The sequence below is a fragment of the Pseudomonas sp. HY13-MNA-CIBAN-0226 genome, from assembly GCF_040310305.1.
Taxonomy (GTDB): Bacteria; Pseudomonadota; Gammaproteobacteria; order Pseudomonadales; family Pseudomonadaceae; genus Aquipseudomonas; species Aquipseudomonas gregormendelii.
In genome coordinates this window covers 1-24,441 of the sequence record NZ_JBEOPS010000035.1, presented here as the reverse complement: position 1 = coordinate 24,441, position 24,441 = coordinate 1, and the positions used below count along the sequence as shown (strand labels likewise).

Here is a 24,441-nt window from a genome sequence, read left to right as displayed (position 1 = left end):
TTGAACTGCACGGAATACTTGCCCATGGAAAAACCCCAAAAGTCAGGATATGTGTCCAACTTTTGGGGGTCAGCTCATTGCGGTTGTGTCGTTCACAATCCCCTGTGGGAGCCAGCCTGCTGGCGATGGGGCCAGTGAAAGCAGTTTAAATCCTGAAGCTACCCACCAACTGTTTAAGCCGCGCCGCCTGCTGCTCCAGATCCGAGCATGCCCGCAACGTCGACTGCAAGTTCTCCACGCCTTCCTGATTCAGCATGTTGATTTCGGTAATGTCGACATTGATCGACTCCACCACTGCCGTCTGTTCCTCAGTGGCCGTCGCCACCGACTGGTTCATGCCATCGATCTCACCGATACGCTGGGTCACGCTACCCAGGCGCTCGCCGGCCTGGTTGGCGATGCCGACACTGCTTTCGCTCTGACGCTGGCTATCGGTCATGGTGCTCACCGCTTCCCGGGCGCCGACCTGCAGTTCCTCGATCATCTTCTGCACCTGCTGCGCCGAGTCCTGGGTGCGGTGCGCCAGGTTGCGTACCTCATCGGCGACCACGGCAAACCCACGTCCGGCTTCGCCGGCACGGGCCGCTTCGATGGCTGCGTTCAGGGCCAGCAGGTTGGTCTGCTGGGAGATGCTGGTGATCACTTCCAGAATCTGCCCGATGTTCACCGTGCTGCTGTTAAGCGTTTCGATGTTGCCGCAGGAATCACTGATCTTCGCCGACAGCTGCTGCATCGCGGCAATGGTCTTGTCGACCACCTGCTGGCCGTCTTCGGCCAGGGCCCGTGCATCGCTCGAATGTTGCGAGGCGAGGGCTGCATTCTGGGCGATTTCCTGGGCGGCGGCCCCCAGTTCGTTGATCGCCGCAGCCACACTGCTGGTGCGCGATGCTTGCTGGTCGGAGTTGAACATCGACGAGTTCGAAGCTGCCACTACGCGCAGGGCGACTTCGTTGACCTGGCCGGTGGCGGACGCCACTTCAGTGATGGAAGTATGGATACGTTCCACGAAGCGGTTGAACGAAGTGCCCAGCGCGCCGAATTCGTCATGACCGTGGATAGTCAGCCGCCGGGTCAGGTCGCCTTCACCTTCAGCGATGTCGTGCATGGCACGGCCCATGGTCAGCAGCGGTTGCATCAGGAAGCTGATGAGCATGCCCAGCAGCGCAATGATGATCACCACCGCAATCACCATGGCAATGATCGCCGAGGTGCGGAATTCGCTGAGCATGGCGAACGCGGTTTCCTGGTCGAGCACCAGTGCCACGTACCAGTCCGCCGAAGGCACACCGTTGACGTGAGTGAAGGAGATGAACTGGCTTTTACCGCCGATCTCGACCTCTTTCAGCCCCGGGCTCACGGTCGGTGCCCCATTGGGGTAGGCGTCGGCCAGGCTCTTGAGGACAAAGTTGCTGTCCGGATGGATCAGGATCTTGCCGTCGGCGCTGACGATAAACGCATGGCCGTGGCCACCGAAGTTCAGCGAGTTGATGATCGCGCTGACGCTGGACAGGTCGATGTCTGCACCGGCGACGCCAATCATCTGGCCCTGGCGTTGCACCGGTGTTGCCACCGTGATCACCAGTTTGCCTGAGGACGCTGCGATGTAGGGTTCAGTGACCACCGTCTGTTTTGCACTGTTGGCCGCTTTGTACCAGCCGCGGGCGCGGGGATCGTAGTCGGCGGCGCGATTGCCGGCCGGGACCGAGAACATCACGCCGTCGCTGCCACCGAAATAGCTCAGCTGGAAGTTACTGGTATAGGCCGGCAGGTCGATAGCGCGCTTGAGGCTGGCCGGCGCGGAGCCGTCTATTGCAATCTGCTGGGACAGCGATTGCAGCAACTGAATGCGGCTTTCCAGCCAGGTCTGGATGTTGCTGGTGGTCAGGCTGCCCAGTTCCTGCATCGACGCTTGCGTACTGCTGCGCAGGGTCTGGCGCTGGCGGTAGTCGTTGAACAGGATGAAACAGGCGAATGCAACGGCCACCACGAGGGCGGCAGCCAGCAGGATCTTGTGGCTGAACTTCATGTTTCTGGTCATTAAGTGAGCTACCGCGCAGGGACTGGTGTGGTCGCGATTTGCTCGTGCGAGGGAGTTTGATAATCGCGTGTGGTTAATCGAACCGCGTTATCGTTGGCATCCATCGCGAGCAAGCTCGCTCCTACATGATGTGTCGACCGCACCGTGCCAAAGATTAGGCGTCCTGCTGCAAAATTGGCGAATTGATGAGTGGCGCGGCAAAGTTGCTGATTTTTCGGAACATGGCAGACGAGTGGATCGACAAATAGGCTGCCGGCCGGGGAACCAGATTGGGGTTTTCTCTTCTAAGCTTCTGCTTGGCAGCCATGCCAACCCCCTTCGCCCCAGGAGCTACACCATGTCGCTGCGCTCTATCGCCCTGCTTTCGTTCTGCGTGCTGTTGGCCGCATGCAGCAAGGTCAATCAGGAAAACTATTCGAAGTTGTCCTCGGGCATGCCCAAGGCCGAGGTTGAAACCTTGCTGGGCAAGCCTACCGATTGCTCCGGCGCGCTCGGCATGTCCAGTTGCACCTGGGGCGACAAGAACAGCTTTATCAGCGTGCAGTACGCCGGTGACAAAGTGTTGATGTTTTCTGGCCAAGGCCTGAAGTAAACCGGGGCTTCGCGCCCACGGGAGAAAAACAATGAAGCGGTTATTATTTGTTCTTTTGGTCGGCCTGGTATTGGCCGGCTGCGCCACTTCTGGCGATGAGTCGCTGGCGCCGAAAACGGTCGACAGCGTCAACCTGAAGAAATATCAAGGCACCTGGTATGAGCTGGCGCGCCTGCCGATGTATTTCCAGCGCAACTGTGCGCAATCCGAAGCCCATTACACCCTCAAGTCCGACGGTAATGTGCTGGTGCTGAACCGCTGCCTGACGGCGGATTGGCAATGGGAAGAGGCCAAAGGCACCGCCTGGCCACAAGTGCCAGGCAAGACCGACAAGCTGTGGGTCGAATTCGACAACTGGTTTTCGCGCTTGCTGCCGGGTGTAGCGAAGGGCAATTACTGGGTGCTGTACGTCAGCGACGACTACAAGACTGCCATTGTTGGCGATCCGAGCCGTCGTTACCTGTGGTTGCTGTCACGCAGCCCCACCGTCAACGGCGTAACGCGCGAAGAGCTGCTGAGCAAGGCGCGACAGCAGGGGTACGACACCACGCGATTGATCTGGCGTGCCTCCGATACGCAGATGGCGAAGACTTCGAACTAGCGGGCACCGAAGATCAAAACTGTGGGAGCGAGCCTGCTCGCGATAGCGGTCTGTCAGCCAATATCTCTGTTGGATATGACGGCCTCATCGCGAGCAGGCTCGCTCCCACATTTCGTTTTGCGTTAACCCAATAGATCGCGCAGGACTTGGGTGAACGCACGGCTGCTTTCTTCTTCGCCGGCATGGCGCCCGTCGCGCACGACCCACTGGCCATTGACCAGGACATCGCGCACCTGGCGATCGCCACCGGCAAACAGCCAGCGATTGAGAATGGCGTCACCGCTGGCTGTTGCCAGGTACGGATCGTTGCCATCGAGCACCAGCCAGTCCGCTCGCTTGCCGACTTCCAGTGCGCCAATTGGCTGACCCAGCGCCTGGGCGCCGCCATCCAGTGCCGCGTCATATAACGTGCGGCCAACCATCGGTTGATCGGCGCCATACAGGCGGTTACGCCGCTGGTCACGCAGACGCTGACCGTATTCAAGCCAACGCAACTCCTCCACCACGCTCAATGACACGTGGCTGTCGGAACCGATCCCCATGCGCCCGCCCTGAGCCAGGAAGTCCACCGCCGGGAAAATACCGTCGCCCAGGTTGGCTTCAGTCGTCAGGCACAGGCCGGCAATGGCGCAACTCCTGGCCATCAACGTAACCTCTTCCGGGTTGGCGTGGGTCGCGTGGACCAGGCACCAGCGTTGGTCGACTTCGGTGTTTTCGTATAGCCATTGCAGTGGTCGACGACCGCTCCAGGCCAGGCAGTCATCGACTTCCTTCTGCTGCTCGGCAATATGAATGTGCACCGGGCATTGGGTGTCGCTGGCCGCCAGTACTTCGCTGATCTGCTGGGGCGTGACGGCGCGTAACGAGTGGAAACACAAACCCAGGGACTGCGCCGGCTGTCCGGCCAGGATCGGCTGCAGGCGCGACTGCAGCTTGAGGTAGTTCTCGGTGCTGTTGATAAAGCGCCGCTGACCCTCGTTCGGCGCCTGGCCGCCGAAGCCGGAATGGCTGTAGAGCACGGGCAGCAGCGTCAGGCCTATGCCGGCAGACGCCGCCGCCTGGCTGATACGCAGCGCCAGTTCTGCAGGATCGGCATACGCCTGGCCGCTGGTGTCGTGGTGCACGTAATGAAATTCGGCGACCGACGTATAGCCCGCCTTGAGCATCTCGATGTACAGCTGACGAGCGATGACGCCGAGCTGCTCCGGGCTGATTTTTCCGACGAGACGGTACATCAGGTCGCGCCAGGTCCAGAAACTGTCGTTTGGATTGCCTGCCACTTCCGCCAGCCCGGCCATCGCCCGCTGGAATGCGTGGGAGTGCAGATTCGGCATGCTCGGCAGCAGCGGCCCCTTTATCCGTTCGGCGCCATCTGCTTGAGAATTGGCCTGGACAAGGGTCAGCGCGCCATCGGCGCTGACCTCAAGACGTACATCATTGGCCCATCCGTTAGGCAGCAGTGCGCGTTCGGCAAAGAAGGCGGACATGGTTCAGCACCCCATCGTGTGTTATTTGTATATACATATACAGACGTTTGCCTCGTCGGTAAACTCCGGCAAGCTAGCAATCTCATCCAGATGAACAAGGATTAACCGTGCCGACTCCGCCTGCTGTCTCTCCGTTGGCCGCGAACATGGGCGACAGTCCGGCGCCCCTGTACGCCCGCGTCAAACAGATGATCACCCAGCAAATCGACAGTGGTAACTGGCCGCCGCATTACCGCGTGCCCTCGGAAAGCGAACTGGTCAGCCAGCTGGGTTTCAGCCGCATGACCATCAACCGTGCCCTGCGCGAGATGACCGCCGACGGCCTGTTGGTGCGTATGCAGGGTGTGGGTACGTTCGTTGCCGAGCCGAAAAGCCAGTCGGCCCTGTTTGAAGTGCACAACATCGCCGACGAAATCGCCTCTCGCGGCCATCGTCACACCTGCAAGGTGATCACCCTGGAAGAAGAAGCCGCCGGCTCCGAGCGTGCACTGGCGCTGGACATGCGCGAAGGCCAGAAGGTATTTCACTCGCTGATCGTGCACTTCGAGAATGATATTCCGGTGCAGATCGAAGACCGTTTTGTTAACGCGCTGGTGGCCCCGGATTACCTCAAGCAGGACTTCACCCTGCAAACGCCGTACGCCTACCTCAACCAGGTCGCACCGCTGACTGAAGGCGAGCACGTGGTCGAGGCGATACTGGCTGAGGCCAGCGAATGCAAATTGCTACAAATTGAAAAAGGCGAGCCATGCCTGCTGATTCGTCGCCGGACCTGGTCGGGGCGTCAGCCGGTGACTGCCGCCCGGTTGATCCACCCCGGTTCCCGTCATCGTCTGGAAGGTCGGTTCCATAAATGAACATGAAGGTTTTACGCGCCAAAGATTACCCACGCATGCCATGGAAAAACGGCGGAGGCAGCACTGAGGAAATTACCCGGGATGCGGGCACGGGCCTGGACGGTTTCGGTTGGCGCCTGTCGATTGCCGATATTGGCGAGTCGGGCGGGTTTTCCACGTTCGCCGGTTATCAGCGGGTGATTACCGTACTGCAGGGCGATGGCATGACGTTGCGCGTCGACGGCCAGGACACGCCTGCGTTGTTACCGCTGGAGCCGTTTGCTTTTAGTGGTGAGAGCCAGGTGTCTTGCACACTGCTTGGTGGACCGATTCGCGATTTCAACCTGATTTATGCGCCGCAGCGTTACGACGCGCGGTTGCAGTGGCTGGCAGGGGAGCAGCGGTTTTTCAGTTCGGCGGGGACTGTGCTGGTGTTCAGTGTCACTGACGCGTTAGAAGTGAAAGTCGGTAACAGTGCCCAGCAATTGGGCCGCCATGATTGCCTACAGGTTGATGGTAATGCCGGTCTGCTGGAAGTCTCCAGTGGCGGTAATTGCTGTGTGATTGAGCTGATCGCGCGCTGATCCAAGCTTCTAAAAGATCGCAGCCTTCGGCAGCTCCTACAGGATGTACGCCATCTCATCGTAGGAGCTGCCGAAGGCTGCGATCTTTTGCTTTCCGGCGTTCCAAAACGCGCACCACTTTGTTACCGAACGCCCCAGGGTGGCGCAAAACCGCGCTCCAGTAACAGCCCTCCCAGGTGCGTTCAAATTCTCCGAAAAAATTTCATGCACGTCAAAACCCTTGATCTACAGGCTCTGCACTTCTTTCAGAATTTTTCTTGAACAGCCATCCAGCAAGTTGGCCGCTTGATTGCATATGCTTGTATGTACAAGTAAAGACGTATGCGTATGAGTCGATCAGGACTCCTCGCAGCGTCAACTGATTCGCTTGTGGCGCAACGACGCGCACAGGCTGGCTTGCCCACTGCCAGGGTTGGTTTGAATTGATCGCTGAGGAGTCTTTTTCGTGACTGACAACAAAACCACTAAGTTTCGTGACGTAGAAATCCGTGCCGCCCGCGGTAACAAGCTGACCGCCAAGAGCTGGCTGACCGAAGCGCCGCTGCGCATGTTGATGAACAACCTCGACCCGGAAGTTGCCGAGAACCCTAAAGAACTGGTGGTTTACGGTGGTATCGGGCGTGCGGCACGTAACTGGGAGTGCTACGACAAGATCGTCGAAAGCCTGACCAACCTGAACGACGACGAGACCCTGCTGGTGCAATCCGGCAAGCCGGTCGGCGTGTTCAAGACTCACAGCAACGCACCGCGGGTACTGATCGCCAACTCCAACCTGGTGCCCCACTGGGCGAGCTGGGAGCACTTCAACGAACTCGACGCCAAAGGCCTGGCCATGTACGGCCAGATGACCGCCGGCAGCTGGATCTACATCGGCAGCCAGGGCATCGTCCAGGGCACCTACGAAACCTTCGTCGAAGCCGGTCGCCAACACTACAACGATGACCTCAAGGGGCGTTGGGTGCTGACCGCTGGCCTGGGCGGGATGGGTGGCGCCCAGCCACTGGCGGCAACCCTGGCCGGCGCTTGCTCGCTGAACATCGAGTGCCAGCAGGTGAGCATCGATTTCCGCCTGAACAGCCGTTATGTCGACGAACAGGCCACTGACCTCGACGACGCGCTGGCGCGTATCGACAAATACACCAAGGAAGGCAAGGCAATTTCCATTGCGCTGCTGGGTAACGCGGCCGAGATCCTGCCGGAACTGGTCAAGCGCGGCGTGCGCCCGGACATGGTCACCGACCAGACCAGCGCCCACGATCCGCTCAATGGTTACCTGCCGGCCGGCTGGACTTGGGAAGAGTACCGCGCTCGCGCCAAGACCGAGCCTGCTGCCGTGGTCAAGGCTGCCAAGCAATCGATGGCCGTGCACGTTAAAGCGATGCTCGAGTTCCAGAAGCAAGGCATCCCGACCTTCGACTACGGCAACAACATCCGCCAGATGGCCCAGGAAGAGGGTGTGGAAAATGCCTTCGACTTCCCTGGCTTCGTGCCGGCCTACATCCGTCCGCTGTTCTGCCGAGGCATTGGTCCGTTCCGCTGGGCGGCACTGTCGGGTAACGCTGAAGACATCTACAAGACCGACGCGAAAGTAAAAGAGCTGATCCCGGACGACGCTCACCTGCACAACTGGTTGGACATGGCGCGCGAACGCATCAGCTTCCAGGGTCTGCCGGCACGTATCTGCTGGGTTGGCCTGGGCCTGCGCGCCAAGCTTGGCCTGGCGTTCAACGAAATGGTGCGCAGCGGTGAGCTGTCGGCACCGATCGTGATCGGTCGTGACCACCTGGATTCCGGCTCTGTTGCCAGCCCGAACCGCGAAACCGAATCGATGCAGGACGGTTCCGACGCCGTGTCCGACTGGCCACTGCTTAACGCTCTGCTGAACACCGCGAGCGGTGCGACCTGGGTTTCCCTGCACCACGGCGGCGGCGTCGGCATGGGCTTCTCCCAGCACTCGGGCATGGTGATTGTCTGCGACGGTACTGATGAGGCGGCTGAGCGAATTGCACGCGTGCTGCACAACGACCCGGCAACCGGGGTCATGCGTCACGCCGATGCGGGTTACCAGATCGCGATCGACTGCGCCAAGGAACAGGGGCTGAACCTGCCGATGATTACCGGTAAATAACGCGACCCCCTGTGGGAGCTGGCTTGCCAGCGATAGCGACGGCCCTGCTGGAATTGATGTTGAAGGTGCTGACGTCATTGCTGGCAAGCCAGCTCCCACAGAGCCCGAGTAAGCCCGACAGAACAATTAAAACAATCCACAGAGGTTGAATCATGGCTGTTAACAACGAACGTGCAGGCACTAAACCCTTGATCGAGAAGCGCTCGATCGACTACATCCCGGAAGCGGAAAGACACGGTCGTCTGTTGAGCCAGTTCACCCTGTGGATGGGTGCCAACCTTCAAATCACCGCGATTGTCACCGGGGCCCTGGCCGTGGTGCTGGGCGGTGATGTGTTCTGGTCGTTGATCGGTCTGTTGATCGGGCAATTGCTGGGCGGTGGGGTGATGGCGTTGCATGCGGCGCAAGGGCCCAAGCTGGGCTTGCCGCAGATGATTTCCAGCCGGGTGCAGTTCGGCGTGTATGGCGCGGCGATCCCGATCGTGCTGGTGTGCCTGATGTACCTGGGCTTCACCGCCACCGGAACCGTACTGTCCGGCCAGGCGCTGGGCCAGTTGTTCGGCGTCAGCGACAGCGTCGGTATCCTCATCTTCGCCAGTGTCATTGTGCTGGTCACGGTGCTTGGTTATCGGGTGATCCACTGGATTGGCCGTGTCGCCAGCGTCATCGGCGTGATTGCCTTTGTCTACCTGTTCTACCGCCTGATGAGCCAGACAGACGTCGGCGCACTCCTGCAAATTCGCCACTTCAGCTGGAGCAGCTTCCTGCTGGCGGTATCACTCGCCGCGTCCTGGCAGATCGCGTTCGGCCCGTACGTGGCTGACTATTCTCGCTACCTGCCAAGCAGCACGTCTTCGGTGAAAACCTTCTTTGCCGCCGGCGCGGGTTCGGTAATTGGCGCACAAGTGGCGATGATTCTCGGCGTGTTTGCCGCCGCTTCGGCCAACGGGCAGTTCGCCGGCCATGAAGTGGCCTACATTGTGGGCCTGGGCGGTACCGGTGCCACCGCTGCGTTGCTGTACTTCAGCATCGCATTCGGCAAGGTCACCATCTCTACGCTGAACTCCTATGGCAGCTTCATGTGTATCGCGACCATCATCAGCGGTTTTCGTGGTCACCTGCAGGTGTCGCGCTTGCAGCGACTGGTGTTCGTTCTGTTCATTGTCGGCACTGCGACCCTGATCGCGCTGCTCGGCCAGCACTCGTTCCTCGGTGCGTTCAAGTCCTTCATCCTGTTCCTGCTGGCGTTCTTCACGCCATGGAGCGCGATCAACCTGGTGGACTACTACTGCATCACCCGCGAACGTTATGACGTGCCGGCGCTGGCCGATCCCAATGGCCGCTACGGTCGCTGGAACGCCCTGGGTATCAGCATCTATGTGTTCGGTGTATTGGTGCAGCTGCCGTTCATCGCCACCAAGTTCTACACCGGTCCGCTGGTGGAAGCCATGGGCGGTGTGGATATTTCCTGGATCATCGGCCTGGTGCTTCCAGCCGCTCTATATTACGTGTGCGCCAAAAAATGGCATGGCACCGTACCCGATCAACTGATCCTGCCAGTCGAGCAGGACAGCGTTGCACCACCAAAAACCAGCGGGGCCGGTCGCGCTGCGGCGCAGGCCTGATTGGACGTGGACAGGGCTGGATGCCTCTTGACTGCCGTAAGCCCATTCATGATTAGGAGCGTCACGACAATGAAATCGAACAAGACCCTGCTGACCGCACTACTTTCCATGGGCCTGCTCGCCAGTGCCGGCGCCACCCAGGCAGCCGGCTGGTGCGAGTCGGGCAAACCGGTGAAATTTGCCGGCCTGAACTGGGAAAGCGGCATGTTGCTGACCGACGTGCTGCAGGTCGTGCTGGAGAAAGGCTACGACTGCAAGACCGACAGCCTGCCGGGCAACTCCATCACCATGGAAAACGCTTTGAGCAGCAACGATATCCAGGTTTTCGCCGAGGAGTGGGTGGGCCGTAGCGAGGTCTGGAACAAGGCCGAGAAGGCCGGCAAGGTCGTCGGGGTCGGCGCTCCTGTTACCGGCGCCGTAGAAGGCTGGTATGTGCCGCGTTACGTCATCGAGGGCGACCCCAGCCGCAAGCTGGAAGCCAAGGCCCCTGACCTGAAGAACATCGCCGACCTGGCCAAGTACGCTGCAGTGTTCAAGGATCAGGAAGAGCCGTCCAAAGGCCGTTTCTACAACTGCCCGGCTGGCTGGACATGCGAGCTGGACAACAGCGAGATGCTCAAGAGCTACGGCCTGGAAAGCACCTACACCAACTTCCGCCCAGGCACCGGCCCGGCGCTGGATGCGGCAGTGCTGTCGAGCTACAAGCGCGGCGAGCCGATCCTGTTCTACTACTGGTCGCCAACTCCGCTGATGGGCCAGGTCGACCTGGTCAAGCTCGAAGAAAAACCGGGCGTGGACAAGAGCGTGACCATCAAGGTCGGCCTGTCCAAGACCTTCCACGACGAAGCCCCGGAACTGGTGGCGGTGCTGGAAAAGGTCAACCTGCCAATCGACTTGCTGAACCAGAACCTGGGGCGCATGGCCAAGGAGCGGATCGCTTCGCCAAAACTGGCGAAAATCTTCCTCAAGGAACATCCTGAAGTCTGGCATGCATGGGTGAGCGAAGACGCTGCCAGGAAAATCGACGCGGCCTTGTAGGTCCAGCGTTCCGACTGTCGAGCCCGGCAGTCGGGTGCTGCATCTCAACCCCCTTGATCGAGAGTCTCTTATGTTTCCCGAAAGCTTTACCTTTTCCATCGCCGACTGGGTCAACGGTTGGGTCGATTCGCTGGTCACCAACTACGGCGATGTGTTCCGGCAGATCTCCGACACCCTGTTGTGGGCCATCGTCAATCTTGAGGGGCTGCTGCGTGCTGCGCCCTGGTGGCTGATGCTGGCGATCGTGGCGGGCGTTGCCTGGCACGCGACCCGCAAGGTTGTGACCACTGCCGTTATCGTCGGCTTGCTGTTCCTGGTCGGCGCCGTCGGTCTCTGGGACAAGCTGATGCAAACCCTCGCGCTGATGATGGTCGCGACGGTGATATCGGTACTGATCGGCATACCGCTGGGCATCCTCTCGGCGCGCAGCAATCGCCTGCGTTCGGTGCTGATGCCATTGCTCGACATCATGCAGACCATGCCGAGTTTCGTGTACCTGATTCCGGTATTGATGTTGTTCGGCCTGGGCAAGGTCCCGGCGATTTTCGCCACGGTGATCTACGCCGCGCCGCCGCTGATCCGCCTGACCGACCTGGGCATTCGCCAGGTCGACGGTGAAGTGATGGAAGCGATCAACGCCTTCGGTGCCAACCGCTGGCAGCAACTGTTCGGCGTGCAACTGCCGCTGGCCCTGCCGAGCATCATGGCCGGGATCAACCAGACCACCATGATGGCCCTGTCGATGGTGGTAATCGCCTCGATGATCGGTGCCCGTGGCCTGGGAGAGGATGTGCTGGTAGGGATTCAGACCCTCAACGTCGGACGAGGCCTGGAGGCCGGCCTGGCGATCGTGATTCTGGCAGTGGTCATCGACCGCATTACTCAGGCGTATGGTCGGCCACGGCATGAGGTGAGCAAATGAACGACGTAACCGTGAGCAAAATCGAAGTCAAAAACGTCTTCAAGATTTTTGGCAACCGTGCGCAGGATGCGCTGGCCATGGTCGGCCAAGGCAAGACCAAGGACCAGGTGCTGGCCGAAACCGGCTGCGTGGTCGGGGTCAACGACCTGTCGTTGAGCATCGGCACTGGCGAGATTTTCGTGATCATGGGCCTGTCCGGTTCGGGCAAGTCGACGCTGGTGCGTCACTTCAATCGCCTGATCGACCCCACCAGCGGCGCGATCCTGGTGGACGGTGTGGACATCCTGCAATACGACATGGAAGCCCTGCGCGAATTTCGCCGGCACAAGATCAGCATGGTGTTCCAGAGCTTCGGTCTGCTGCCGCACAAGACCGTGGTGGAGAACGTCGCCTACGGCCTGAAAGTGCGTGGCGAGAGCAAGCAGATGTGCTCCGAGCGCGCGCTGCACTGGATCAACACCGTGGGCCTCAAGGGTTACGAAAACAAATACCCGCATCAGCTCTCGGGCGGCATGCGCCAACGGGTGGGCCTGGCCCGGGCCTTGGCCGCAGACACGGACATCATCCTGATGGACGAAGCGTTCAGCGCTCTCGACCCGCTGATCCGCGCGGAGATGCAGGACCAGCTGCTGGAGCTGCAGAAGACCTTGCACAAGACCATCGTGTTCATCACGCACGACCTGGATGAGGCGGTGCGCATTGGTAACCGGATCGCGATCCTCAAGGATGGGCGGTTGATCCAGGTGGGTACGCCGCGCGAGATCCTGCATTCGCCGGCGGATGAGTATGTCGACCGGTTTGTGCAGCGGCGGGCAGCGGTGGTTTGAAGATATTTGCGGTGTAAGTGCTGGCCCCATCGCGGGCAAGCCTTGCTCCCACAGGGATTGGGTTTGTTCCACAGTTTGTGTGCACACCTCGGAACCTGTGGGAGCTGGCTTGCCAGCGATGGCGTCGGCGATGCTGCATCAATATTCAGGTATGAGGTAGAGATGTCCCAGGCTGAAACAATCGTTATCGCCGACGCCCCAATGCGTTGGCAGGATGTGGTCTCGGTTGCCCGTCATGGCGCACAGCTTGAGCTGTCGGCGCAGGTCTGGGCGCGGATCGAGAACGCCCAAGCCATCGTCCAGCGCATCGTCGCCAGCGGCGAGCGCGCGTACGGCGTCAACACTGGTCTGGGCGCACTGTGCAACGTCTCGCTGAAAGACGAGCAACTCAGCCAGCTGTCGCGCAACACGCTGCTCAGCCACGCCTGTGGCGTCGGCGCTCCATTGGCCGACGAGCAGACCCGCGCAATCATGTGTGCGGCGATCCGCAATTTCAGTCATGGCAAATCCGGCATTCACCGTCGAGTGATCGAAGCGCTGCTGGCGCTGGTCAATCGAGGCATCACCCCGCAAGTGCCTTCCCAGGGTTCAGTCGGTTATCTGACCCACATGGCGCACATCGGCATCGTGCTGTTGGGTGTCGGCACTGTGAGCTATCGCGGGAAAATAGTTTCTGCGCAGCAAGCCCTGGCCGAAGAAGGTCTGCAACCGGTCCAGCTCGGTGCCAAGGATGGCCTGTGCCTGGTCAACGGCACGCCGTGCATGACCGGCCTGAGCTGCCTGGCGATTGCTGATGCCACGCGTCTGCTGCAATGGGCTGATGTGATCGGTGCGATGAGCTTTGAAGCCCAGCGTGGCCAGATCGCGGCGTTCGATGCCGAGATCATTGCGCTCAAACCACATCCTGGCATGCAGCAGGTCGGGCTCAACTTGCGAGCGTTGCTGGATGGCAGTGAAGTGATCGCGTCGAGCAAGGGCGTGCGCACGCAGGATGCGCTGAGCATCCGCTCGATCCCGCAGGTTCACGGCGCCGCCCGCGATCAGCTGGAGCACGCCAGAAAGCAGATTGAAACCGAGCTCAACTCGGTCACCGATAACCCGATGCTGCTGGGCACACCGGACGATTTCCGCATCATGTCCCAGGCCAACCCGCATGGTCAGTCAGTGGCCCTGGCCGCTGATTTGCTGGCCATTGCCATGGCGGAAATCGGCTCCATTGCCGAGCGGCGCCTGGACCGCTTGATCAACCCGCATGTCAGCGGTCTGCCGGCATTCCTGGTGGCCAATCCCGGGGTGAACTCCGGGATGATGATCGTCCAGTACGTCGCCGCTTCGCTGTGCGCGGAGAACCGTCAGTTGGCGCAACCGGCGGTGCTCGACAACTACGTCACCTCGGGTCTGCAGGAAGATCACCTGAGCATGGGCACCAATGCCGCGCTGAAGCTGCATCGCGCGCTGGAAAACTGCACGCAGATCCTGGCGATCGAATACTTGCTGGCCGCCCAGGCGTTCGAATTCCTCAAGCCGCAACGTTTTGGCGTCGGCACCGATATCGCCTGGCGCCTGCTGCGTGAACAGGTTCCGGCCTACGATCAGGATCGTTGGCTGGCTCCGGACATTGCCGCCGCCGCCAGCGTGCTGAAAGATCCGCAGCGGCTGCACGACGCGTTACCGAATTTGCACTGACCGATACCCACACCAGCGTGCCAAGGCGCGGATCGTCCAGAAGACGAGAGGCGACGGATAACGGAATGCTCCGGAGCGACTGGTAGTTAATAACAAACTCTCATAAGGAGCATTTGAATGACTGCGCTAAACCTGATTCCCGGCCAACTGAGCCTTGCCCAACTGCGCGATGTTTATCAGCAGCCGGTCAAAATCAGCCTTGACGACAGCGCCTCGGCGCAGATCGAGGCCAGCGTTGCCTGCGTTGAGCAGATACTCGCCGAGAACCGCACCGCCTACGGCATCAACACCGGTTTCGGTCTGCTGGCCTCGACTCGCATCGCCAGCGAAGACCTGGAAAACCTGCAGCGCTCACTGGTGCTGTCCCATGCCGCCGGTGTTGGCGAGCCGATCAGCGACGCCCTGGTGCGGCTGGTCATGGTGCTCAAGGTCAACAGCCTGAGTCGTGGTTTCTCCGGCATTCGCCGGGTGGTGATCGATGCGTTGATCGCGTTGATCAACGCCGAGGTCTACCCGCACATTCCGTTGAAAGGTTCGGTCGGTGCTTCCGGTGACCTGGCGCCGCTGGCGCATATGTCCCTGGTGCTGCTGGGTGAGGGCAAGGCGCGCTACAAGGGCGAATGGCTGGAGGCGACCGAAGCGTTGAAAGTCGCCGGCCTGACCCCGCTGACCTTGGCGGCAAAGGAAGGCCTGGCGCTGCTCAACGGTACCCAGGTGTCCACCGCCTACGCCCTGCGCGGCCTGTTTGAAGGTGAAGACCTGTTCGCCGGCGCCGTGGCGCTGGGGGCCCTGACGGTCGAGGCGGTACTGGGCTCGCGCTCGCCATTCGACGCACGCATCCACGCCGCTCGCGGGCAAAAAGGCCAGATCGACGCCGCTGCTGCTTACCGCGATTTGCTCGGCGAGCGCAGTGACGTGTCTGACTCGCACCAGAACTGCGATAAGGTCCAGGACCCATACTCCCTGCGCTGCCAGCCGCAAGTCATGGGCGCCTGCCTGACGCAATTGCGCCAGGCTGCCGAAGTGCTGGCGGTCGAAGCCAACGCGGTGTCGGATAACCCGCTGGTGTTCGCCGCCGAAGGCGACGTGATTTCCGGCGGTAACTTCCACGCCGAGCCGGTGGCCATGGCTGCGGACAACATGGCCTTGGCCATCGCTGAAATCGGTTCCCTGAGTGAACGTCGCATTTCGCTGATGATGGACAAGCACATGTCGCAATTGCCGCCGTTCCTTGTGGCCAATGGTGGCGTCAACTCCGGGTTCATGATCGCCCAGGTGACGGCGGCGGCACTGGCCAGCGAGAACAAGGCGCTGTCCCATCCGCATTCGGTCGACAGCCTGCCGACTTCGGCCAACCAGGAAGACCACGTATCGATGGCACCGGCTGCGGGCAAGCGTTTGTGGGAAATGGCCGAGAATACGCGTGGGGTGCTGGCGGTGGAGTGGCTGGCAGCGTGCCAGGGCCTGGATCTGCGTGAAGGCTTGAAGACCTCGGCGAAGCTGGAAAAAGCTCGCGCCATTTTGCGTGCTGAAGTGGCGTTTTATGAGAAGGACCGGTTCTTTGCGCCGGACATCAACGCGGCGACTGAATTGTTGGCGACGCGTTGTTTGAATGATCTGGTCTCGGTGAAGTTGCTGCCGAGCCTGTAAGGCCGCTCATGTAGGAGCTGCCGAAGGCTGCGATCTTTTGATCTTGCTTATTAAAAGATCGCAGCCTCGTTGCACTCGACAGCTCCTACAGGTGAATGCGTATCTCTTGTGGGAGCGGGCTTGCTCGCGAATCGATTTTGAACAAGACGAGGAACTCGGGATGAAAACGCTCTGGCAACACTGCCACGTCGCAACCATGGCGCAAGGCGTCTACTCGGTCATCGAGGACGCGGCCATCGTGACGTCCGGTGCGCTCATAGAGTGGATTGGCCCACGTGCCGACCTGCCGGCAGGCGACTACCCGGCGGTCAACGATTTGAATGGGGCCTGGGTTACGCCAGGCCTGATCGACTGCCACACCCATACGGTGTTCGGCGGTAACCGCAGCGGCGAGTTCGAACAGCGCCTGCAAGGCTTGAGCTACGCCGAAATCGCCAACCAGGGCGGGGGCATCGCCAGCACCGTGCGCGCCACCCGTGCCGCGAGTGAAGATGAACTGTTCGCCAGCGCGGCCAAGCGACTCAAAAGCCTGATGCGCGACGGCGTAACTACGGTAGAGATCAAATCCGGCTACGGCCTGGACCTGGCCAGCGAACGCAAGATCCTGCAGGTGATCCGCCGCCTGGGCGCCGAATTGCCGATCAGCGTGCGCAGCACCTGCCTGGCCGCTCACGCCTTGCCTCCCGAATATGCTGATCGCGCCGACGCCTACATCGAGCACATCTGCACTGAAATGCTTCCGGCTCTGGCCGCCGAAGGCCTGGTGGACGCGGTCGACGCGTTCTGCGAATACCTGGCGTTCTCGCCAGAGCAGGTCGAGCGTGTGTTCGTCACTGCTCAGGGGCTCGGCCTGCCAGTCAAGCTGCATGCCGAGCAATTGTCGTCCCTGCACGGCTCCAGCCTGGCCGCGCGTTACCACGCGCTGTCCGCCGACCACCTGGAGTTCATGGACGAAGACGACGCCATCGCCATGGCGGCTTCCGGCACCGTCGCGGTGCTGCTGCCGGGCGCGTTCTACTTCCTGCGCGAAACCCAATTGCCGCCCATGGAAGCCCTGCGCAAGCACGGCGTGAAAATCGCCATCGCCAGCGACCTCAACCCGGGCACTTCGCCGGCGCTGTCGTTACGCCTGATGCTGAACATGGCCTGCACCTGCTTCCGCATGACCCCCGAAGAAGCCCTCGCCGGCGCGACCATCCATGCCGCTACGGCATTGGGCATGGCCGGCACCCATGGTTCGCTGGAAGCCGGCAAGGTCGCGGACTTTGTGGCCTGGCAAATCGATCGTCCTGCCGACCTGTCGTACTGGCTGGGCGGCGATCTGGAAAAACGCGTCGTGCGCCACGGCGTCGAAACGAGCGTATAGGAGAGCAGCTGTGGACAAGGTTCTGAATTTCCAACAAGGTCGTGTGCCGCTGCTGATCAGCATGCCTCACGCGGGCCTGCGCCTGACTCCCGCGGTCGAGGCCGGGTTGATTCCTGACGCGCGCAGCCTGCCGGATACCGACTGGCACATTCCCAGGCTCTATGAGTTTGCCGCTGAATTGGGCGCCAGCACGCTGGCGGCCGAGTACTCGCGCTTTGTCATCGACCTGAATCGACCGTCTGACGACAAGCCGTTGTACGCCGGGGCGACCACCGGTCTGTACCCGGCCACGCTGTTCGACGGCATCCCGTTGTTCAGCGAAGGCATGGAACCGTCACCGGCAGAGCGGGCGACCTATCTGGAACAGATCTGGACGCCGTATCACCGCACCTTGCAGAACGAACTGGCGCGCCTGAAGGCCGAGTTCGGCTACGCGTTGCTGTTCGATGCGCACTCGATTCGCTCGATCATCCCGCACCTGTTCGACGGCAAGCTGCCGGACTTCAACCTTGGCACCTTCAATGGCGCCAGTTGCGACCCACAGCTGGCCACCGAACTGGAAGCGATCTGCGCTCGCCACACCGATTACAGCCATGTGCTCAATGGTCGTTTCAAGGGCGGCCACATCACCCGGCATTACGGCAACCCGGCGCAAAACATTCATGCGGTGCAGCTGGAGCTGGGCCAGTGCACGTACATGGAAGAGTTTGAGCCGTTCCGCTATCGACCGGACCTGGCAGCACCGACGCAGGTGGTGCTTCGGGAGTTATTGCAAGGGTTGCTGGCTTGGGGCCAGAAGCACTGAAGCCAACTGCGCGCGCGTGCTCAATCACGTAATTCGGGTTTATGATGCCAGACGGCAGAATAATAGAAGTCCCCACAGGGATGACCTCGACCCCTTACGGAGCGCGCAATGCAGACTTTGTACCCGCAGATCAAACCCTACGCCCGGCACGATCTGGCCGTCGATGGAACCCACACGCTGTATGTCGACGAAAGTGGTTCGCCGCAAGGCTTGCCTGTGGTGTTTATCCACGGTGGCCCGGGCGCCGGGTGTGATGCCCAGAGCCGTCGGTACTTCGACCCGAATCTGTATCGCATTGTCACCTTCGACCAGCGTGGCTGTGGTCGCTCCACGCCCCATGCCAGCCTGGAAAACAACACCACCTGGGATCTGGTCGCCGACCTGGAGCGAATCCGCAAGCACCTGGGCATCGACAAATGGGTGCTGTTCGGTGGCTCCTGGGGCTCGACCCTGGCACTGGCCTATGCGCAGACCCATCCGGAACGTGTTCACGGCCTGATCCTGCGTGGGATTTTTCTCTGCCGGCCGCAGGAAATCGAATGGTTCTATCAGGCGGGCGCCAGCCGGCTGTTCCCTGACTATTGGCAGGATTACATTGCACCGATCCCGCTGGACGAACGTGAGGATCTGCTCGGCGCGTTCCACCGGCGCCTGACCGGCAATGACCAGATTGCCCAGATGCACGCGGCGAAGGCCTGGTCCACCTGGGAAGGCCGGACCGCGACCCTGCGCCCGAACCCACTGGTCGTCGACCGCTTCTCGGAGCCCCAGCGAGCCTTGTCGATCGCCCGGATCGAGTGCCATTATTTCACCAACAACGCTTTTCTCGAGCCTAACCAACTGATCCGCGACATGGGCAAGATCGCCCATCTGCCCGGCGTGATTGTTCATGGCCGCTACGACGTGATCTGCCCACTGGATAACGCCTGGGAACTGCACCAGAACTGGCCGAACAGTGAACTGCAGGTGATTCGTGACGCCGGCCATGCCGCCTCCGAGCCGGGCATTACCGATGCGCTGGTGCGCGCCGCCGATCTGATGGCGCGCCGCATGCTCGACCTTTCGCCTGAAGAAGCATGAAGGCTCTGCTGCAACGCGTGAGCAGCGCGCGAGTCGAGGTGGAGGGTGAAGTGGTCGGTGCAATCGACCAGGGTTTGCTGGTGCTGGTGGCGGTCGAACCCGACGATACACGGGCCAGCGCCGACAAACTTCTGCATAAGCTGCTTAACTATCGGGTGTTCAGTGACGCCGAGGGCAAGATGAACTGGTCCTTGGTGGATGTGTGCGGTGGTTTGCTGCTGGTCTCTCAGTTCACCCTGGCCGCTGATACCAAGAGCGGGTTGCGCCCCAGCTTCTCGACTGCTGCCCCTCCGGCACTGGGCGAAGAGCTTTTTGACTATCTATTAGGCAAAGCGAAACAAATGCATGGCACAGTGACATCAGGTAGATTCGGCGCGGATATGCAGGTGTATCTGGTCAATGATGGCCCGGTCACCTTCCTGTTACAGGCCTGAAAGCGCTTGAAACATCTTTTTAAGCGCATTTCGAGCGGAAACAGGGGGTTTTCGCGATAAATACTTTGTTACCCCTGATGCGTTGTAACGCGGCCTACTAGATAATCGCGCGCTACGGGGATCAGCGTTCGTTGGTCCATTTTGACTTAGGTAGAGACTTGTCCTGGACCTGTTGGGGAATCATTTTGCCCCATGGGAGTCGGAACAATGCTCGCCAACCTGGCATATAGATAGCTGGCCGTTGGTTTTTTGATCTGTTTTCGGCGAGGGTTGCTCGTGATTGTTAGTCCCTGTATTGCACCAAAATTGTCTGCCAAACGGCTACGAAGCGCTCTGGTAGCGGGCTCTGCACTGCTTTGCCTGCTCAGCGCCGGCCAGCTTTGGGCATTCAGTCTGGATGATGTGTCGGTCAAGGCAAAAGAGCTGGCCGGGCAGAAATACGAAGCCCCGCGCAGTAATCTGCCGAACGAATTCCGTGATATGAAGTTCGCGGACTATCAAAAAATTCGTTTCCTCACCGAAAAAGCCGAATGGGCCGATCAGAAAACCCCGTTCAAGCTGTCGTTCTATCACCAGGGCATGCACTTCGATACCCCGGTGAAAATCAACGAAATCACGGCCAATACGGTCGAGGAGATCAAATACGACCCAAGTCGTTTTGATTTCGGCGACGTCAAGTTTGATCCCAAGGCCACTGAGCAACTGGGTTATGCCGGTTTCCGTGTGCTGTACCCGATCAACAAGGCCGACAAGCAGGACGAAATCATGACCATGCTGGGCGCGAGCTACTTCCGCGTCGTCGGCAAGGGTCACACCTATGGTTTGTCCGCCCGTGGCATGGCCATTGATACCGCTTTGCCTTCCGGCGAAGAATTCCCGCGTTTCACCGAGTTCTGGATCCAACAGCCAAAACCGGGTGACAAGCACCTGGTGATCTTTGCGCTGCTCGACTCCCCGCGTGCGACCGGTGCCTACCGCCTGACCCTGCGTCCGGGCAGCGATACCATCGTCGACGTCAAGGCGCAGATGTTCCTGCGCGACAAGGTCACCAAACTGGGCATCGCCCCACTGACCAGCATGTTCCTGTTCGGCGCCAACCAGCCATCCAAGGTGCTCAACTACCGTCGTGAACTGCACGACTCCAGCGGCCTGGCGATCCATGCCGGCAACGGTGAGTGGATCTGGCGCCCGCTGAACAACCCTAAGCACCTGTCCGTCAGCAACTTCGCCGTGGAGAACCCGCGCGGTTTTGGTCTGCTGCAACGTGGTCGCGACTTCAGCCACTATGAAGACCTGGACGACCGCTACGACAAGCGCCCAAGTGCCTGGATCGAGCCAAAAGGCGATTGGGGCAAGGGTTCTGTCGACCTGGTGGAAATCCCGACTGCCGATGAAACCAACGACAACATCGTGGCGTTCTGGAGTCCGGAAAAACTGCCTGAGCCAGGCCAGCCGCTGGATGTCGCCTACCGCCTGCACTGGACGATCGATGAAGCGGCGCTGCACGCACCCGATAGCGCCTGGGTCAGCCAGACCCTGCGTTCCACCGGTGACGTCAAGCAGTCCAACCTGATCCGTCAGCCGGACGGCAGCGTTGCCTACCTGGTGGACTTCGAAGGCCCGTCCCTGGCAGCCCTGCCGCCTGAGACTGACGTTCGCAGCCAGGTCAGCGTCGGTGACAACGCCGAACTGGTCGAGAACAGCGTGCGTTACAACCCTGTAACCAAGGGCTGGCGCCTGACCCTGCGGATGAAGATCAAGGATCCGGGTAAATCCACCGAGATGCGTGCTGCACTGGTGCAGAACATCGTACCTGAGGACCTGGCCAAGACTTCGTTGCCTGTTTCCAGCTCGTCCGTGGCCAAGGCCGACAAGGTTGCCGCCAAGCAGCAGGAGAAGGCGGACAAGGAAACCAAGCTGGCAGAGGCCAAGCAGGCTGATGCCAAGCCAGTAGCGGATACCGCCAACAAGGACAACAAAGACGCCAAGCAGCCTGCAGCTGCCGATGCGGCCCCAGCCACACCGGAATCGGCGCCGACTGAAGAAGTCCTGACCGAGACCTGGAGCTACCAGTTGCCTGCCGATGAGTAATTCTCAAGTACAGCCAGAGACGCTTGCCGAGTATCTGGCGCATCTGCCGATGACCGACCAGCAGCGCTCGGAACTCGCGGGCTGCCAGTCTTTCAGCGAGCTGCACCAGCGGCTGTCGTCTTCGACGTTCGACGCGCCGAGCGAGGCCGCCCAGGCCTCGGTCGGCAAGCGCCTGGCCCTGAGCACGGCCGAAGAGCTGGAAGACGCGCAAATGCTGGCGCTCGACGCCAGCGGTCGGGTTTGCCTGAAGGCGACCCCGCCGATCCGTCGGACCAAGGTCGTGCCGGAGCCATGGCGCACCAATATCCTGGTGCGTGGCTGGCGCCGGCTGACCGGTCGCACCAATCCACCGGCCCCGCCGAAGGATGAACGCGTGTTGCCGGCGGCTCGCTGGCGCACCGTCGGTTCGATCCGTCGCTACATCCTGCTGGTGCTGATGCTCGGCCAGACCATCGTTGCCGGCTGGTACATGAAAGGCATCATGCCGTATCAGGGCTGGTCGTTCGTCGACCTCAACGAAGTCCTGCACCAACCGCTGCTGCAGACGGCTACGCAAGTACTGCCGTATGCGCTGCAAACCAGCATCCTGATTCTGTTCGGGATTCTGTTCTGCTGGGTGTCTGCCGGGTTCTGGACGGCGCTGATGGGCTTCCTCGAGCTGCTCACCGGCCACGACAAGTACCGTATTTCCGGTAAAAGCGCTGGTAATGAGCCGATCGCCAAGGATGCGCGCACTGCGCTGGTGATGCCGATCTGCAACGAAGATGTGCCGCGGGTATTTGCCGGGTTGCGGGCGACCTTCGAGTCGGTAGCGGCCACAGGTGACCTCGATCGCTTCGACTTCTTCGTGCTCAGCGACAGTAACGATGCCGACATCTGCGTCGCCGAACAACAGGCCTGGCTCGACGTCTGCCGCGAAGCCAAGGGCTTCGGCAAGATTTTCTATCGCCGCCGCCGTCGTCGCGTCAAGCGCAAGAGCGGTAACCTCGACGACTTCTGCCGTCGCTGGGGGGGTGACTACAAGTACATGGTGGTGCTCGACGCGGACTCCGTGATGAGCGGCGAATGCCTGACCAGCCTGGTACGCCTGATGGAAGCCACGCCGGACGCCGGGATCATCCAGACTGCGCCGCGCGCATCGGGCATGGACACGCTGTATGCACGCATGCAGCAGTTCGCCACCCGGGTCTATGGGCCGCTGTTCACCGCCGGCCTGCACTTCTGGCAGTTGGGCGAATCCCATTATTGGGGCCACAACGCGATCATTCGCATGAAGCCGTTCATCGAGCACTGCGCCCTGGCGCCGTTGCCGGGTAAAGGCGCGTTTGCAGGTGCGATTCTGTCCCACGACTTCGTCGAAGCGGCGCTGATGCGCCGTGCCGGCTGGGGCGTATGGATTGCCTACGACCTGCCGGGCAGCTACGAAGAACTGCCGCCAAACCTGCTGGACGAACTCAAGCGTGACCGTCGCTGGTGCCACGGTAACCTGATGAACTTCCGGCTGTTCCTGGTCAAGGGCATGCACCCGGTTCACCGGGCGGTATTCCTCACTGGTGTGATGTCTTATTTGTCGGCCCCGTTGTGGTTCTTCTTCCTCGTGCTGTCGACGGCGCTGCTGGCGGTCAACACGCTAATGGAACCGCAGTACTTCATGGAGCCGCGACAGCTGTATCCGTTGTGGCCACAGTGGCACCCGGACAAGGCCGTCGCGCTGTTCTCGACCACCATCGTGCTGCTGTTCCTGCCGAAGCTGCTGAGCATCATCCTGATCTGGGCCAAGGGCGCGAAAGAGTTCGGTGGCAAGTTCAAGGTGACCCTGTCGATGCTGCTGGAGATGCTGTTCTCCGTGCTGCTGGCGCCGGTGCGGATGATTTTCCACACGCGTTTCGTGCTCGCCGCGTTCCTTGGCTGGGCCGCGACCTGGAACTCGCCCCAGCGTGACGATGACTCGACGCCATGGAGTGAAGCGGTCAAGCGCCACGGTCCGCAAACGCTGCTGGGCTTCCTCTGGGCGCTGCTGGTGATCTGGCTGAACCCGAGCTTCCTGTGGTGGCTGGTGCCGATCGTCGGTTCGTTGATGCTGTCGATTCCGGTGTCGGTGATTTCCAGCCGGGTTGGCCTGGGGCTCAAATCCCGTGACGAGAGCCTGTTCCTGATCCCTGAGGAATACAATCCGCCACAGGCGTTGCTGGCGACTGACCAGTACACCCACGAAAACCGCTATCACGCGCTGAACGACGGCTTTGTCCGGTCGGTGGTGGACCCGCAGCAGAACGCCCTGGCGTGTTCGCTGGCGACCTCCCGTCACGGTCAGGCGGAGCCGATCGAATGGCTGCGTATCGAGCGAGTGCGGCACGCATTGAAAGTCGGGCCGGATGGCCTGAACAACAATGAGCGCGTGCAACTGCTCAGTGATCCGGTGGCCCTGGCTCGCCTGCACGAGCAAATCTGGAACGAAGGTCATCCTGAGTGGCTGGAAGCGTGGCGCAAGTCGGTGAAAGCCGATCCGCATGCTCCGTTGCTGCCGCTTAAACCGCTGAGTGCGCAGCCTCAGTTGGCATAAAGCATTCCCCGGCTAAAAAGATCGTCCGACCGCGGCCCGAGCCTCCGGCAGCTCCTACAGGCTTTATCCGTAGGAGCTGCCGGAGGCT

General features: G+C 60.7%; 20 protein-coding genes and 1 pseudogene. 17 read left to right on the top strand and 4 right to left on the bottom strand.

What is annotated here, in order from left to right:
• Positions 1-145 precede the first annotated feature (145 nt).
• The 3 genes and pseudogenes from AAEZ05_RS30895 to AAEZ05_RS27095 form a co-directional block, all read right to left on the bottom strand.
• Complete coding sequence (locus tag AAEZ05_RS30895) at positions 146-910, bottom strand: methyl-accepting chemotaxis protein (RefSeq protein WP_414704660.1); 765 nt, start codon at positions 908-910, stop codon at positions 146-148.
• A gap of 93 nt (positions 911-1,003) precedes the next feature.
• A pseudogene (locus AAEZ05_RS30890) lies at positions 1,004-2,026 on the bottom strand (HAMP domain-containing protein); the annotation flags it as partial.
• A 166-nt stretch (positions 2,027-2,192) separates the two neighbouring features.
• On the bottom strand, positions 2,193-2,345 hold the full coding sequence (locus tag AAEZ05_RS27095; RefSeq protein WP_205893501.1) for a hypothetical protein: 153 nt from the start codon (positions 2,343-2,345) through the stop codon (positions 2,193-2,195).
• A 30-nt stretch (positions 2,346-2,375) separates the two neighbouring features.
• On the opposite strand from AAEZ05_RS27095, the gene AAEZ05_RS27090 reads away from it, so the two are divergent.
• Positions 2,376-2,630, top strand: a complete 255-nt coding sequence (locus AAEZ05_RS27090) for a lipoprotein (protein ID WP_045061982.1) — start codon at positions 2,376-2,378, stop codon at positions 2,628-2,630.
• A 31-nt stretch (positions 2,631-2,661) separates the two neighbouring features.
• Positions 2,662-3,231, top strand: coding sequence for a lipocalin family protein (locus AAEZ05_RS27085; protein ID WP_350649632.1), 570 nt, complete (start codon positions 2,662-2,664; stop codon positions 3,229-3,231).
• A 122-nt stretch (positions 3,232-3,353) separates the two neighbouring features.
• Here AAEZ05_RS27085 and AAEZ05_RS27080 read toward each other — a convergent pair whose 3' ends face one another.
• A complete protein-coding gene (locus tag AAEZ05_RS27080) occupies positions 3,354-4,718 on the bottom strand; it encodes a formimidoylglutamate deiminase (RefSeq protein WP_350649630.1) in 1,365 nt (454 codons plus the stop codon).
• A 146-nt stretch (positions 4,719-4,864) separates the two neighbouring features.
• On the opposite strand from AAEZ05_RS27080, the gene hutC reads away from it, so the two are divergent.
• The 15 genes from hutC to mdoH all read left to right on the top strand — a co-directional run bounded on the left by hutC (position 4,865) and on the right by mdoH (position 24,353).
• Positions 4,865-5,575, top strand: a complete 711-nt coding sequence (hutC, locus tag AAEZ05_RS27075) for a histidine utilization transcriptional repressor HutC (protein WP_172435301.1) — start codon at positions 4,865-4,867, stop codon at positions 5,573-5,575.
• A complete protein-coding gene (locus AAEZ05_RS27070; RefSeq protein WP_045061979.1) occupies positions 5,572-6,138 on the top strand; it encodes a HutD/Ves family protein in 567 nt (188 codons plus the stop codon). The genes hutC and AAEZ05_RS27070 overlap by 4 nt, the downstream gene beginning before the upstream one ends.
• 445 nt (positions 6,139-6,583) lie before the next feature.
• Positions 6,584-8,266, top strand: coding sequence for a urocanate hydratase (gene hutU / locus AAEZ05_RS27065; protein WP_045061978.1), 1,683 nt, complete (start codon positions 6,584-6,586; stop codon positions 8,264-8,266).
• A 152-nt stretch (positions 8,267-8,418) separates the two neighbouring features.
• On the top strand, positions 8,419-9,891 hold the full coding sequence (locus tag AAEZ05_RS27060) for a purine-cytosine permease family protein (RefSeq protein WP_045061977.1): 1,473 nt from the start codon (positions 8,419-8,421) through the stop codon (positions 9,889-9,891).
• A gap of 69 nt (positions 9,892-9,960) precedes the next feature.
• Positions 9,961-10,929 (top strand): ABC transporter substrate-binding protein, encoded by a 969-nt coding sequence (locus AAEZ05_RS27055; protein ID WP_045061976.1) that lies wholly within the window; start codon positions 9,961-9,963, stop codon positions 10,927-10,929.
• Positions 10,930-10,999: 70 nt separating this feature from the next.
• The gene (locus tag AAEZ05_RS27050) at positions 11,000-11,851 is read left to right on the top strand and encodes an ABC transporter permease (protein WP_045061975.1); all 852 of its coding nucleotides are present in this window, start codon (positions 11,000-11,002) and stop codon (positions 11,849-11,851) included.
• Positions 11,848-12,678 (top strand): quaternary amine ABC transporter ATP-binding protein, encoded by an 831-nt coding sequence (locus AAEZ05_RS27045; RefSeq protein ID WP_052673021.1) that lies wholly within the window; start codon positions 11,848-11,850, stop codon positions 12,676-12,678. Before AAEZ05_RS27050 ends, AAEZ05_RS27045 begins: the two co-directional genes overlap by 4 nt.
• Positions 12,679-12,840: 162 nt before the next feature.
• Entirely contained in the window at positions 12,841-14,364 is a 1,524-nt protein-coding gene (gene hutH, locus AAEZ05_RS27040; protein WP_045061974.1) for a histidine ammonia-lyase, read from the top strand.
• 117 nt (positions 14,365-14,481) lie between these two features.
• Positions 14,482-16,014 carry a histidine ammonia-lyase gene (gene hutH / locus AAEZ05_RS27035; protein ID WP_045061973.1) on the top strand — a complete coding sequence of 511 codons (1,533 nt, stop codon included), beginning with the start codon at positions 14,482-14,484 and terminating at the stop codon, positions 16,012-16,014.
• Positions 16,015-16,174: 160 nt separating this feature from the next.
• A complete protein-coding gene (gene hutI, locus AAEZ05_RS27030; protein ID WP_045061972.1) occupies positions 16,175-17,380 on the top strand; it encodes an imidazolonepropionase in 1,206 nt (401 codons plus the stop codon).
• 10 nt (positions 17,381-17,390) lie between these two features.
• On the top strand, positions 17,391-18,185 hold the full coding sequence (gene hutG / locus AAEZ05_RS27025; protein WP_045061971.1) for an N-formylglutamate deformylase: 795 nt from the start codon (positions 17,391-17,393) through the stop codon (positions 18,183-18,185).
• A 108-nt stretch (positions 18,186-18,293) separates the two neighbouring features.
• Complete coding sequence (pip, locus tag AAEZ05_RS27020; RefSeq protein ID WP_045061970.1) at positions 18,294-19,265, top strand: prolyl aminopeptidase; 972 nt, start codon at positions 18,294-18,296, stop codon at positions 19,263-19,265.
• Positions 19,262-19,699: a D-aminoacyl-tRNA deacylase gene (dtd, locus tag AAEZ05_RS27015; protein ID WP_045061969.1), complete on the top strand. Its 438-nt coding sequence runs from the start codon at positions 19,262-19,264 to the stop codon at positions 19,697-19,699. The genes pip and dtd overlap by 4 nt, the downstream gene beginning before the upstream one ends.
• A 276-nt stretch (positions 19,700-19,975) precedes the next feature.
• Positions 19,976-21,790 carry a glucan biosynthesis protein G gene (locus AAEZ05_RS27010; RefSeq protein ID WP_045061968.1) on the top strand — a complete coding sequence of 605 codons (1,815 nt, stop codon included), beginning with the start codon at positions 19,976-19,978 and terminating at the stop codon, positions 21,788-21,790.
• Positions 21,783-24,353: a glucans biosynthesis glucosyltransferase MdoH gene (mdoH, locus tag AAEZ05_RS27005; protein WP_350649625.1), complete on the top strand. Its 2,571-nt coding sequence runs from the start codon at positions 21,783-21,785 to the stop codon at positions 24,351-24,353. The genes AAEZ05_RS27010 and mdoH overlap by 8 nt, the downstream gene beginning before the upstream one ends.
• Positions 24,354-24,441: the final 88 nt, after the last annotated feature.